13 protein-coding genes and 1 tRNA gene are annotated in these 13,069 nt (G+C 57.0%); 5 read left to right on the top strand and 9 right to left on the bottom strand.

Annotation, left to right across the window (positions count from 1 at the left end; translation table 11 throughout):
* Positions 1–83 precede the first annotated feature (83 nt).
* On the bottom strand, positions 84–944 hold the full coding sequence (locus IU397_RS05435) for an N-formylglutamate amidohydrolase (protein WP_204411558.1): 861 nt from the start codon (positions 942–944) through the stop codon (positions 84–86).
* A gap of 124 nt (positions 945–1,068) precedes the next feature.
* Here IU397_RS05435 and IU397_RS05430 point away from each other — a divergent pair.
* Positions 1,069–1,143: transfer RNA gene (locus IU397_RS05430), tRNA-Val, on the top strand.
* Between the two features lie 70 nt (positions 1,144–1,213).
* On the top strand, positions 1,214–1,339 hold the full coding sequence (gene ykgO / locus IU397_RS05425) for a type B 50S ribosomal protein L36 (RefSeq protein ID WP_054004448.1): 126 nt from the start codon (positions 1,214–1,216) through the stop codon (positions 1,337–1,339).
* Positions 1,340–1,843: 504 nt separating this feature from the next.
* On the opposite strand, the gene IU397_RS05420 is transcribed toward ykgO, so the two are convergent.
* The 8 genes from IU397_RS05420 to IU397_RS05385 all read right to left on the bottom strand — a co-directional run bounded on the left by IU397_RS05420 (position 1,844) and on the right by IU397_RS05385 (position 9,812).
* On the bottom strand, positions 1,844–2,239 hold the full coding sequence (locus tag IU397_RS05420) for a RidA family protein (protein ID WP_204411555.1): 396 nt from the start codon (positions 2,237–2,239) through the stop codon (positions 1,844–1,846).
* Positions 2,236–2,631 (bottom strand): thioesterase family protein, encoded by a 396-nt coding sequence (locus IU397_RS05415; RefSeq protein WP_239479630.1) that lies wholly within the window; start codon positions 2,629–2,631, stop codon positions 2,236–2,238. Before IU397_RS05415 ends, IU397_RS05420 begins: the two co-directional genes overlap by 4 nt.
* Before the next feature lie 107 nt (positions 2,632–2,738).
* The gene (locus IU397_RS05410; protein WP_204411551.1) at positions 2,739–4,361 is read right to left on the bottom strand and encodes an AMP-binding protein; all 1,623 of its coding nucleotides are present in this window, start codon (positions 4,359–4,361) and stop codon (positions 2,739–2,741) included.
* Positions 4,361–5,512: an acyl-CoA dehydrogenase family protein gene (locus IU397_RS05405; RefSeq protein WP_204411549.1), complete on the bottom strand. Its 1,152-nt coding sequence runs from the start codon at positions 5,510–5,512 to the stop codon at positions 4,361–4,363. The genes IU397_RS05410 and IU397_RS05405 overlap by 1 nt, the downstream gene beginning before the upstream one ends.
* Positions 5,512–6,312: an enoyl-CoA hydratase family protein gene (locus IU397_RS05400; RefSeq protein WP_204411547.1), complete on the bottom strand. Its 801-nt coding sequence runs from the start codon at positions 6,310–6,312 to the stop codon at positions 5,512–5,514. Before IU397_RS05400 ends, IU397_RS05405 begins: the two co-directional genes overlap by 1 nt.
* A complete protein-coding gene (locus tag IU397_RS05395; protein ID WP_204411544.1) occupies positions 6,305–6,790 on the bottom strand; it encodes a MarR family winged helix-turn-helix transcriptional regulator in 486 nt (161 codons plus the stop codon). Before IU397_RS05395 ends, IU397_RS05400 begins: the two co-directional genes overlap by 8 nt.
* On the bottom strand, positions 6,787–7,515 hold the full coding sequence (locus IU397_RS05390; protein WP_204411542.1) for an SDR family NAD(P)-dependent oxidoreductase: 729 nt from the start codon (positions 7,513–7,515) through the stop codon (positions 6,787–6,789). The genes IU397_RS05395 and IU397_RS05390 overlap by 4 nt, the downstream gene beginning before the upstream one ends.
* A 2-nt stretch (positions 7,516–7,517) precedes the next feature.
* Complete coding sequence (locus tag IU397_RS05385; protein WP_204411540.1) at positions 7,518–9,812, bottom strand: bifunctional salicylyl-CoA 5-hydroxylase/oxidoreductase; 2,295 nt, start codon at positions 9,810–9,812, stop codon at positions 7,518–7,520.
* 399 nt (positions 9,813–10,211) lie between these two features.
* Here IU397_RS05385 and IU397_RS05380 point away from each other — a divergent pair, with 399 nt between their 5' ends.
* Genes IU397_RS05380 through kynU form a run of 3 tightly spaced genes read left to right on the top strand, consistent with a single transcriptional unit; the run spans position 10,212 to position 13,008 of the window.
* Positions 10,212–10,982: a GntR family transcriptional regulator gene (locus tag IU397_RS05380; RefSeq protein WP_239479628.1), complete on the top strand. Its 771-nt coding sequence runs from the start codon at positions 10,212–10,214 to the stop codon at positions 10,980–10,982.
* A complete protein-coding gene (locus IU397_RS05375) occupies positions 10,979–11,809 on the top strand; it encodes a tryptophan 2,3-dioxygenase (RefSeq protein WP_204411535.1) in 831 nt (276 codons plus the stop codon). The genes IU397_RS05380 and IU397_RS05375 overlap by 4 nt, the downstream gene beginning before the upstream one ends.
* The gene (gene kynU, locus IU397_RS05370) at positions 11,806–13,008 is read left to right on the top strand and encodes a kynureninase (protein ID WP_204411534.1); all 1,203 of its coding nucleotides are present in this window, start codon (positions 11,806–11,808) and stop codon (positions 13,006–13,008) included. The genes IU397_RS05375 and kynU overlap by 4 nt, the downstream gene beginning before the upstream one ends.
* The last annotated feature ends 61 nt before the right edge of the window (positions 13,009–13,069 follow it).

Genomic DNA, 13,069 nt, shown 5'->3' with positions numbered 1-13,069 from the left:
AAGGTTATCGTGCCTTCGGGATCTGAAAAACCTTGGCAAAACCCCACGGATTTCCGGCGTCAGTCGTTAGCAAGCGCTAGCCGTCATTCCGCCGCGAGGGGCTGGGCGACACGCCCGATTTCGATAATCTCTGCAACGGCTTGGGTGATCTGGCGTTTGAACGTGTCGAAGTTTTCATTTGGCTGGATGGTCGCCTCATCCATATAAAGTGAGCGATCAATCTCCACCTGGACGGCGTGCTGATTGCGCGAGGGACGCCCATAGGCTTGCGTCACATAGGCGCCCGCGAATGGTGCGTTGCGCGCGACGCGCAAACCGGCGCGCTGAAACGCCGCTTCGATCCGGGAGATGATATCGGGTGCGCACGCCGCCCCGAACCGGTCGCCCAACACCACCTCTGGCCATGTCTTGGTATCGCCCGAGATGGCATCGATAGCTTCATGTGGCATGGAGTGGCAGTCGATCAGGACTGCTGCGCCGAACATGTCTTTCGCGGTGTCCAATTCGGCCTGCAACGCGGCATGGTAGGGGTGCCAGTGATCGGCAAGGCGCGCCTTGGCTTCGGCAAGTTCCAGTTTGCCGCGATAGATCGCACGGCCATTTGCGACAACGCGGGGGATGACCCCCAAACCGGAACTGACGCGCGGATTGTGGGTGGTTCCCTTGACCCCGTCGATCACGGCCGGGTCCAGTTCATCGGCGCTTCGGTTCAGGTCGACAAAGGCGCGCGGCACATCAGCCGCCAAAAGCGGGGCCCCCAAGGCAGGGGCACCATCGAACAGTTGATCCACAAATGCATCTTCGGAGGAGCGAATCGCACGATCATCAAGCACCGTCTTACGCAGGAATGACCAAGGATATGCCTGTCCGCTATGGGGCGAAGAAAACACAACACTGGTCAACCGCACCGTCGGTTCCAACAATCTGTACGATCTTTTGGCCATTCCGTCTCCTCTGCTGGTCTACATAGCCGGATTCTGCCGGTGTCCAAAAGCCCTTGAACCGCGTGCGCCTTCCACTTATACGGCTCAAACCGTGGCGCGGGGAGTCGTTCTTTACGTCATGCACGGGTGATTAGCTCAGCGGTAGAGCACTTCGTTGACATCGAAGGGGTCACTGGTTCGATCCCAGTATCGCCCACCATTGAATTTGGCCCTTTGCAGGGCTGTAACCGAAACAGGCGCCCGCGCGCCGCGCATAGAAAGGACGACCCATGAAGGTCAAGAATTCGCTTCGCTCGTTGAAAAACCGGCACCGCGATTGCCGTATCGTGCGCCGCAAAGGCCGCGTGTACGTGATCAACAAAACACAGCGCCGGTTCAAAGCCCGTCAAGGCTGAACCCGCTCCGGGATATGTGATAAGAAGGCCGCGGTTTCAGTGGCCTTTTTCTTTTGAATAAGAGTGATCGGGAACTGTTTCGGACAGACGCTGTGGTTACTATCGTATGTTCGGTCGTGATCCGCCTGTTGTGGAAATGTGAGAGGGCTTCATTTTTGGGTCCGGCATGACAGCTCACGGTCATGAGCCGTTGGTCTCCCACGAAGTGCCAGACCGGGGCGTGGCCTTTGGACACAGCAGCGCGGTTCGCTGTCGATCTGTTTTGGTGTCGAACTGGATTGGCAGCCGCCGAAGATTGGCGAGCGAGGCCGTCAAACCGAATTCAGCGATGCCACCATTGCGACTTTGGGCGCGGCCCGAACGCTGCGCAGCAAGACGGCCTTGCCCACCAGGGTTCACCGTAGCTGAAAGAAATCTATTGCTCCGGCTTATTCCCATGGATCGGCCCTTGTGGTGCAGTCATTGTTATCAAGGGAATGGCAGCAAACAGTAACCGGTCCGGGCTCAGCCAAGATGTGCTGTGGCTTCGATTTCTACAACCGCTTCATCCTCCAAAAGGGCTGAAACGACAACCATCGACATTGCGGGGAAGTGCTTACCAAAGACTTCGCGGTAGGCTGCACCGACTTCACTTTGTCTTCGTGCATATTCCATCTTGTCTGTGACAAACCAGGTCAGTCGCGTCACGTCTGAAACCTGTCCGCCAGCCGCTTCGACGATCGCTTTGATGTTTTTTAAGGCCTGGTGCATTTGGCCGACAAAATCATCCGAAACGAAGGTTTTATTGCCATCCCACCCGATTTGCCCGCCGATATGCAGGGTGCCGTCTTTGGAGAGCATGCCGTTGGCGTATCCTTTTGCAGGCAACCAGCCTTCGGGTTGGATCGTCTTGTGGCTCATGGCGCATTTTCCTTGTGTTCTTCCAATTTGGTGCGCAGATCAGCGGGCCATGCGGTTGCTTTGCCTGCCTCATCGACAAAGACCAGCGTACCAGATGCCTCAAACCGCAATACTGTGCCGCACCGCGCCGTCATCTCGTACCCCATGGAACTGCGCCCGACCCGCGTGATCGAGACCCGCAAAATAAGCAGGTCGCCTTGGCGGCTGGGTGTCGCGAACCGCGCCTTGATCTCGGCGGTTGGTACAGCGGCTGCCTTGTGCAGAATATCCCACGGCGCGTCCAAGGCCTCTTCAAAAAATGCCTCAAGGCCATCGTTGATCATCTCGAAATAGCGCGGGTAAAATACGATGCCGGCGGGATCGCAGTGGCGGAATAAAACCCTCTGGCGCATGTCAAACGTCATGTCATCGCACGATCAGAACGTTTTGGCTGTGATCGCGACGACAACTTCGCAGGTCGTTCCCGGCACCTGGCAGATTTGGTCAACGTCACAGATCGTCATAACGGATGTGATCCTTTGAGGACAAAGCGTTGAATTTTGCCGGTTTGCGTCTTGGGTAAGGCATCTGTGAACACGACAGAGCGCGGATATTTGTAAGGCGCAATGATTGCTTTGACATGGTCCTGAAGGGTTTTGACCAGCCTATCGTCGCGCGCAGCCCCTTCTGACAGCACGATATGTGCCTGAACGATATGTCCACGATCCTTATCAGGTGCGCCAATGACCGCACATTCGGCGACGGCGTCGTGGCTGAGCAGCGCGGCTTCAACTTCGGGACCGGCGATGTTGTAGCCCGCAGACAAGATCATATCGTCATTGCGGGCCGAAAAATGAAAATAGCCCTCTTCATCCTGCATGAAACTGTCACCGGTGATGTTCCATCCTTGGGCCACATAGTTTCTTTGCCGCTCATCCTTCAGGTAGCGGCACCCAGTCGGGCCGCGCACAGCAAGCCGCCCGACCTCCCCCCGCGGTGCCTCCGACCCATCGGCAGACAGCACTTTGGCCTCGTAGCCCGATACCGGTTTCCCGGTGCAGGCGGGGCGATGGTCTTCAAAGCGATTGGAGATGAAGATGTGCAGCATCTCCGTCGCCCCGATGCCATCAAGCAGGGGTTTGCCCGTCTTCTCGATCCACTCATCATAGACAGGTTGTGGCAACGTCTCCCCCGCCGAGACCGCGGCGCGGAGACTGGAAAGATCGGCCCCGTCTTCCATTGCACGCATCATCACGCGATAGGCGGTCGGGGCCGTGAAACAAACCGTGGCTTTGTATTTCTCGATGATCTTGATCATATTGGGCGGTGTTGCCTGTTCCAACAGCGTGGCTGTCGCGCCAAAACGTAGCGGGAACAGCGCCAAACCACCCAAACCAAAGGTAAAGGCCAGCGGTGGCGACCCCACGAATATATCATCGGGCACCACGCCCAGAACCTCCCGCGCATAGCCATCCGCAATGATCATCAGATCGCGGTGGAAATGCATCGTGGCCTTTGGCTCTCCCGTTGATCCGCTGGTAAATCCGAGCAATGCGACATCATCGCTGCTGGTCGGCACGGCTTCGAATTTCACAGGTTTTTCCAGCGCCAGACGGTCCAACTCCGCATCGTGATTTGACGTTCCATCAAAGGCCACAACCTGAAGGCCGGGGCAGGTTGCAGCACATCCGTTCATCTCTTCCATCAGGCGCGTGTCGCAAAGCGCGAAGGTAACCTCAGCTTTTTCGACATATGTCTTTAGCTCAATCGCGCGCAGCATGGGCATCGTATTGATGACGACCGCGCCTACCTTGGTCGCCGCCAGCCAACACGCGACCATTGCGGGATTATTTGCAGACCGGATCATCACGCGGTTTCCCGGTTTCACACCCATGTCGTCAACCAGTACATGGGCCAGCCGGTTGGTCCAGTCGCTCAGCTCTTTGTAGGTGCGCATCCGGCCATTGCCGATCAATGCGGTATGATCGCCAAAACCCTTGGCCACCATCGCATCGGTCAGCTCGTGTCCGGCATTCAGGACCTCAGGATAGTCGAACCCGTCCAGCAGGAAGTCAGGCTGATCCTCCACGGGGGGCAGGTTATCTTGGGCAAATGTATCGACATGGGCCGTTGCGCCGCGCATCACGCCTCTCCCTGATGAGCGGCCATTGCCTGGCGCGCGATAATGATCTTTTGGACGTCAGAGGCACCCTCGTAGATGCGCAAGGCTCTGATTTCGCGATAGAGCGTTTCAACGACCGTGCCCGAGCGCACGCCATCGCCGCCAAAAAGCTGTACCGCCTTGTCGATGACCTGCTGGGCTTGATCCGTGGCAAAAAGCTTGGCCATTGCCGCTTCGCGGGTCACCCGGGGCGCACCGCTGTCCTTTGCCCAGGCCGCGCGATAAATCAGCAATGCGCTTGCATCGATATCAAGTGCCATATCGGCAATATGACCTTGCACCATCTGCAGGGCCGCCAAAGGTGCGCCTTGTACCTGCCTGGAAGTCACACGGGCAAGCGCCTCATCCAGCGCGCGGCGGGCAAAGCCAAGCGCCGCAGCCGCGACAGTGGAGCGGAACACATCAAGCACTGACATCGCAATTTTGAAACCCTGCCCCGGCCCGCCGATCATCGCGGTTGCTGGCAGACGCACCTCGTCAAAGCGCAACCGCGCGAGCGGGTGGGGCGCAATGGTCTCCAGCCGTTCGACAACGTCGAAGCCGGGCAGGTCTGGGGTGACGATAAAGGCCGACATACCCTTGGCGCCCGACACATCTTTGCTTCGCGCAAACACCGTGTACATGTCGGCGATCCCACCATTTGAGATCCAGGTCTTCTGCCCGTTGAGTATAAAATGCGTGCCATCGGGTGTGGCCGACATCGTGTTATTCGCCACATCTGAACCAGACCCCGGCTCCGTCAGCGCAAAGGCGGAAATTGCCTGACCGGTTCTCGTGCGCGGCAGCCATTCCTGTTTTTGCTCGTCCGAGCCGAACAGTGAAATCGCGCCCGTGCCCAGGCCCTGCATCGCAAAAGCGAAATCCGCCAGCCCGTCATGGCGCGCGAGGATTTCGCGACACAGGCACAGGCTGCGCACGTCCAGCTTGCCTTCCGGGCTGCCAGTATGTTCCAGCAATCCGGCCCGTCCAAGGTGGCTCACCAGAGCGCGGCAGGCCGTGTCAGTGTCTTCATGCTGAACAACCAGATCGTGCGCCACCTCTTCTGCCCGCGCGGCCAAGGCAGCATGTTCGGGCGCAAAGAATGGCCATGAGAGATAGCTTTGATCTGCCATCAGTTGCCCTCGAACACCGGTTTTTCCTTGGCGACGAAAGCATTGTAGGCCCGTTCAAAATCGCCGGTTTGCATGCATATGGCCTGCGCTTGCGCTTCAGCCTCGATCGCCTGTTCGATCGACATGGACCATTCCTGCGCGAGCATTGTTTTGGTCATCATATGTGCAAAATTCGGTCCCGCGGCGATGCGTTCCGCCATCTCTGTCGCGCTATTTTTTAATGCGTCTTGAGGGACCACTTGGTTGTAAAACCCCCAGGCAGACCCTTCGTCAGCCGACATCGACCGACCGGTATATAGCAGTTCCGCCGCGCGGGTTTGGCCGATGATGCGGGGCAAGATCGCACAAGCTCCCATATCGCACCCCGCCAACCCTACGCGGGTGAACAGAAACGCACATTTCGCTGCGGGTGTGGCGATCCGCAGATCTGACGCCATGGCAATGATCGCACCGGCCCCGACGCAGACCCCATCAATCGCGGCGATCACCGGCTTTCCGCAATGAACAATGGCTTTGACCAAATCCCCGGTCATCCGGGTGAATGTCAAAAGCTCTTTCATATTCATTCGGGTGAGTGGGCCAATGATATCGTGCACATCTCCGCCAGAGGAAAAATTGCCTCCATTTGCTCCAAAGATCACGACATTGATATCGTCGCGATAGACCAGCCCCCGGAACCAATCGCGCAGCTCTGCGTAGCTTTCGAAGGTGAGTGGATTTTTCCGGTCGGGCCGATTCAGTGCGACATGGGCGATCCGCCCTTCGATCTGGCATTTGAAATGTTGGACGATTTCAACCATCGCTGTCAGGTTCCGCGGCTAAGCTTGTTTCCAGCGCTTGCAGGTCGTCGGCCAAGGCCCGCGCCATTTCAGCGTCAAAACCCGACAGCATGTCGTTGACCCATCCTTCATGCGCCACGGCCTGACGGGCAAACTCTTCCTGCCCCCGCTGCGTGAGCCGCACGAGGGACGCGCGCCGGTCGCCTTGCACGGATACCCGCACCAGCAAGCCCTCTTCAGCCAAACGATCCACGATGCCGGTGACATTGCCATTGGAGACCTTGAGCACGCCAGATATCTGGCTCATCTTCAGGCCATCGGCATAACGCGAGAGCGCCGCGAGCACGTCAAAGCGCGGCAGGGTAGTGTTAAAGTCTGCTTTAAAATTCTCTCTCAGCGTGGTCTCGATTGAACGGCTGGCTTTCAAGAAGCGCAACCACAGCCGCAAACGTTCCTTTGAAGGTGCCTCTAACGGGTCCTTGTGTGGCGTTATGCTCATATCTCTCCTCCAGACAGGCTAAGTGCGTGCCCATTCACCGCCTGTGCCGCGGGTGACAGCAACCACATGACAGCGCTTGCCACTTCCCCGGTCTGGACAAAGCGCTTTTGCGGATTGGACGAAGACAGCGATCTTGCCGCGTCCTCGCGTGTCATCCCCGTTTTTTCGACGATGGTATCGATCGAACGTACCAGCATGGGGGTTTCCACAAAGCCAGGGCAAACCGCGTTCACCGTGATCCCGGTATGGGCGAGCTCAAGTGCCAGAGCGCGGGTCAGGCCAATAACGCCATGCTTTGCCGCACAATAGCCGGACACGTAGGGATAGCCTTTGAGGCCGGCAGTCGAGGCAACGGCGATCATGCGGCCCGCCTTGGCCGCCTGCATATCTGGCAGCGCCGCTTTCCACACATTGAAAACCCCGACCAAATTGATGTCGGTCATCGCCTGTAGGTCCATCACATCCATCTTGTGGAAAGGCACCGAATGCGCGGCACCTGCATTGGCAATGACAGCCTCAATGGGCCCTTGTTCCACGCGTGCAGCTGCAAAGGCGGTTTCGACCGCCGCAGCGTCTGTTACATCGCAGGTTTGATGAGGCAGCTTTTGTGCAGCCAAAGCCGCCTTGGTGCGGCCTATGATCGTCACCGCATGGTGGGAGGCCGCCAGAGTCTGTGCCACGTCCGCGCCGACACCGGAACCGCCACCTGTGACGACGACATGCATGTTCAGACTTTCCCCGCCATCTCGGTGGCACGGTCGGCCAAACGCCAGGCCTGATCGCGGCCGGCCTCGTAAGGTTTCGGCCAAACCTCTTGGCGGTCCCCAATTTCGGATGCGGCGTGCAATGTCCAATACGGGTCAGCCAGATGGGGTCGCGCCAAACATACAAGATCGGCCCGCCCCGCCATCAGGATCGAGTTCACATGATCCGCTTCATAAATATTCCCCACGGCCATGGTCTTAATTCCACGTTCATTTCGAATGCGGTCTGAGAATGGTGTTTGGAACATGCGGCCATAGACAGGCATGGCCCGCGTCGAAGTCTGCCCGGCTGAAACATCGATGATGTCAGCGCCCGCTGCTTCGAATGCTGTGGCGATTTCAACAGCTTCGTCGGCCGTCACACCATCGTCTCCGGCCCAGTCACTGGCAGAGATGCGCACCGACATGGGCTTGTCGGCTGGCCAGACCGCACGCATGGCTTGAAACACCTCCAATGGATAGCGCAATCGGTTTTCCAAGCTGCCGCTGTAGTCATCATCGCGTGCGTTGGACAACGGCGAGATGAATGATGAAATGAGATAGCCGTGGGCGGCATGCAGTTCGATCATGTCAAAACCGGCGCGGTTGGCCATTTGCGCCGCATCGATGAACTCATCGCGCACGGCATCCATATCTGCGCGGTCCATCGCTTTGGGCGTGTCACTTCCTGCGGCCCATGGAATTGCTGAGGCTGATATCAGTGGCCAATTCCCGTCGGTCAGCGGTTGATCCATACCGTCCCACCCAAGGCGGGTGGACCCCTTGCGCCCGGAATGACCGATCTGGCAGCAGATCTTGGCGTCGGTTTCAGTGTGGACAAAGTTCGTGAGCCGCGCCCAAGCTGCTTCATGCTCAGGTGCGTAAAGACCCGGACAACCCGGCGTGATCCGCCCATGGGCGGACGTACAGGTCATTTCGGTATAGACTAGGCCAGCACCACCTTTGGCACGTTCGCCGTAGTGGATCAGGTGCCAATCGGTTGGATTGCCATCGACGGCCTTGTACTGCGCCATGGGTGAGACCACGATACGGTTCTTCAACGCCATCTCACGTAAACGGAATGGTGCAAACATTGGCGCGCGGGCGGGTGTGTTATGGCCTTCGCCAGCTTGCTCCATGAACCATGCTTCTGCAGATCCCAGCCAATTGGCATCGCGTTCCCGCAGGTTCTCGTGACTGATCCGCTGGCTGCGCGTCAACAGTGAGTAGTTCAGCTGTACTGGGTCGAGATCAAGGTAGCGCTCCACGCCCTCAAACCATTCGACAGAGTTTCGCGCCGCCGATTGCAGCCGCAATACCTCCAACCTGCGTTCTTCTTGATAGCGTGCAAAGGCCGCATCCAGCGTGTCTTCGGTATGGATGAGATCGGCCAGTGCAATCGCGCCCTCAAGCGCCAGCTTTGTGCCCGAACCGATCGAGAAATGTGCCGTGGCCGCCGCGTCGCCCAACAAGGCGATATTTTCGTGATGCCAGGTCTCACACAGCACGCGCGGGAAGCGTAACCAGGCAGAGCCGCGGATGTGGTTTGCATTCGTCATCAGGGCATGCCCGCCCAGATGATCGCGGAAGATGTCTTCGCAGATGGCTATGCTTTCTTGCTGGCTCAGGTCACCAAAGCCATACGCCTCAAATGTGTTTTGCGTGCATTCAACAATGAACGTCGCGGTCTCATCATCGAATTGATAGGCGTGGGCCCAGACCCACCCTTTTTCAGTGTTTTCGAAGATAAAAGTGAAGGCATCGTCAAATTTTTGATGGGTTCCCAGCCAGACAAACTGGCACAAACGCTGATCGATGTCTGGCTGAAAGACGTGCGCAAACTCCATCCGGGTTTTGGAGTTCAACCCATCGGCTGCGATCACCACATCAAAGTCGTCTTTATACGCGCTCGCGCTTTCGACTTCTGTTTCAAACTGAAGGACGACGCCCAAGTCACGCGCACGCTCTTGCAACAAAAGCAGAAGCCGCTTGCGGCCGATCCCGCAAAACCCATGGCCGCCGGACACTGTCCGCTTGCCCTGATGCACGAGCGCGACATCGTCCCAATAGGCGAAGTGTTTGCGGATCGATGCCGCACTGACGGCGTCATTCAAAGCAAGGTTTTCGAGCGTTTCGTCTGATAAAACGACACCCCAGCCAAATGTGTCATTGGGCCGGTTCCGTTCGATCACCACAACTTCCGCACTTGGATCACGGAGTTTCAAAGAAATCCCGAAATACAAGCCAGCCGGGCCGCCGCCAAGACAAGCTACACGCACTTCAACGCCTCATCTTTGATGTCACGCCGTTAACGATATTCAGTAAGAGCTAAAATTTCAAGTAAGAATATTTTATGTTTAAAGCAGATTTTTAGCGACGAGGCGGAAGGTAAGTTTACGGGAGGATCGTCAAGAGCAAGCGGTCGGCGCGATCCATATTTCGCTTACGATGCCAAAGGCGAAACGGGCTGACAGGATGAGGGCTGATCGGCTGCGCAAACCACCTGCGCAGCGGATGACGATTGTAACCGTCGCATGCTGATCCAAGACCTGAAGGACAAAGACGCGCCAGCCACACATCCTTTGTCAAATCGAAATAAAATATAAAATTATAAAACATATATGATTTACAAAATCATGTATGAATGGTAGTGTTGATATCGTAAAGGTGGCATGACGATGCATAAACCTTCGAAATCGGGTGAACTCTATAGTCGGATGAGGGCAGATATTCTGTCGCTCAAACTGCCACCGGGCGGCGCATTGCGCCTGCCCGCGTTGTCGGAGCGTTATGACCTTGGCATAACCCCGATCCGCGATTGCCTGAACCGGCTGAGCGCCGACAAACTGGTTGTGATCGAACATAACAAGGGGTTCCGCGTGGCGGGCCTGTCGCTCATGGAATTGCTGGATCTGGAACGGAGCCGCTGCATTATTGAAGGCGCACTATTTGCGCGCGCGATGGAGCAGGGCGATGACAGCTGGGAGGCCGGACTGATTGGAGCTTACCACCACCTAACGGCTATTTCACCGATGTCGGTGCTGGGGTCTGAGGATGAATTGACGCTTTGGAACCGAAGGCATGACGCATTCCATGACGCGCTGATTGCTCGGGTCGATGCACCGTGGATGTTGCACTTTCACCGGCAGCTCAGGGATCAACTCGTCCGCTACCAGAGGTTCATTCAAACCGGTCTGCGCGATCTACACCAAACCCACCCCGATGCGGCCCCCCAAGCAGCTGAGATCTACGCGACGGCCCTCGCCACCGAACCGCATGACGCCCTGTATCAAGTGGCGATCGGGCGCGATGTATCCGCAGCAAAGACGGTCGTTGAAGCCCATGTGAACTTATCCATCAAGGCTTTTGAAAGGCTCAGCACACTGATCCCTGCCAATACCCAAGTGGCCAAGATTTTGCAGGCACCAAATGCGGAGATCCAGATATGACCGCTTATGATCCCTCGGCCGAGGGGGCGCAAATGTCATTTGCCAAAGACATGTCCTACATCGATTACCTCGCGCTTGATCCTATCCTGGGCGCACAAAACCGACAGTCGGACTCCCATGACGAGATGTTGTTTATCATTCAGCATCAAACGTCTGAACTGTGGATGCGCCTTGCGCTCCATGAGATCACGGTTGCCCGTGATGAACTCGCTCGGGGCAACTTTTCACCCGTGTTCAAAATGCTATCGCGGGTGGCGCGCATCTTTGAACAGCTCAATAACGCTTGGGATGTGCTGCGCACCATGACCCCTAGCGAATACACCGCTTTTCGGGATAATCTGGGCAAGTCTTCGGGCTTTCAATCCCATCAATACCGCCTGATCGAGTTCATTTTGGGGAACCGCAACGCCGCCATGATGAAGGTGCATGCGCATCGCCCTGCGTTGCATCATATGCTTGAGCAAGAACTGGGTCGGAAGTCGCTCTATCACGTGGCGCTTGATCAATTGGCCGCCCATTTTGATGTGACCTTCGCGCCAGATGTCTACCGGTTCAACCAGCCGCATATGGCCGATCCGGTCATCATGGATGCCTGGGCGCAAGTCTATGCCGCGCCTGATCAGCATTGGCCGCTTTACGAACTGGCGGAAAAGCTGGTTGATATCGAAGACTATTTTCGCAGGTGGCGTTTCAACCATGTCACCACTGTCGAACGCATCATCGGGTTCAAACGCGGCACCGGCGGCACGTCGGGCATGAAATATCTGCGCAAAATGCTTGAAGTGGAGCTTTTCCCCGAACTTTGGAACGTGAGAGGTCAGCTATGAAAAACACCGTACACGACCTGCCGATAAAGGAGCGGTTCGATCTGCCTGAGGGTGTGATCTATCTTGATGGCAACTCCCTTGGCCCGCTGCCCAAAGGCACAAGTGAACGCCTTCAATTCATGTTGACCGAGGAGTGGGGGGGCCACCTGATCACCGGATGGAATCGCGATGGCTGGATGGAACAGCCTGCCCGCGTCGGCAATCAGGTTGCCCGGCTGATTGGTGCTCCGGATGGCAGTGTCACGATAGGCGATACGCTTTCCATAAAGGTATACCAAGCCCTGTCTGCTGCGCTCAAGATGCGCCCCCGGCGGCGGGTGATCCTGTCGGACAGCGGCAACTTCCCATCAGATCTTTACATGGCACAGGGGCTGATTGGGCAGTTGGATCAAGGGTATGAGTTGCGGATCGTGGACCCGGAAGAAGTGGCGGATGCCATGGACGAAACCGTCGCGGTCGCCATGATCACCCAGGTTGATTACCGTACAGGTCGCATGCATGACATGAATGCGATCACACTGGCAGCCCACACGGCCGGGGCTGTCATGGTGTGGGATCTTGCACATAGTGCAGGTGCCGTACCGGTGGATCTCGTGGCATCCAATAGCGAATTTGCCGTGGGATGCACGTACAAATACCTCAATGGCGGTCCCGGCGCACCAGCCTTCATCTATGTGCGTCGCGATATTGCTGAGACTGTAGATCCAGCCCTTGCAGGGTGGCTGGGGCATGATGCGCCTTTTGCCTTTGAGCTGGATTATCGCCCAGCGCCGGGTATCGGTCGCATGCGCGTCGGCACCCCGCCGGTCATGCAAATGACGGCACTGGAACATGCGCTAGGGCTTTGGGACAGTGTCGATATGGCTAAGGTGCGTCGCGCCTCGGTGGCGCTGTCTGACTGCTTTATCCGCGAGGTTGAGGCGCGCTGCCCGGCTCTCACTCTTGTCAGCCCACGCGACAGTGCTGCGCGTGGGAGCCAGGTTTCATTTGCCTTCGACAACGGCTACGCCGCCATGCAGGCCCTTATCGACCGAAATGTAATCGGAGACTTCCGCGCACCCAACATCATGCGTTTCGGTTTTACACCGCTATACATTGACGAGGCAGATGTACGGAAAGCTGTCGATGTTATCGAAGACGTCATCAATAATGGGCTCTGGAAGCATGACAAATACAAGAAACAGGCCCTTGTCACCTAAAGCGAACAGTTTGCTCGGAAATCATAGAGACGACATTAGGTTGTCTTGACGAAATGGGTTC

It is taken from the genome of Actibacterium sp. 188UL27-1 (genome assembly GCF_016901225.1).
Classification (GTDB): Bacteria; Pseudomonadota; Alphaproteobacteria; order Rhodobacterales; family Rhodobacteraceae; genus 188UL27-1.
The sequence above is the reverse complement of the archived record's forward strand: the minus strand, read 5'-3'. Positions and strand labels throughout refer to the sequence as shown.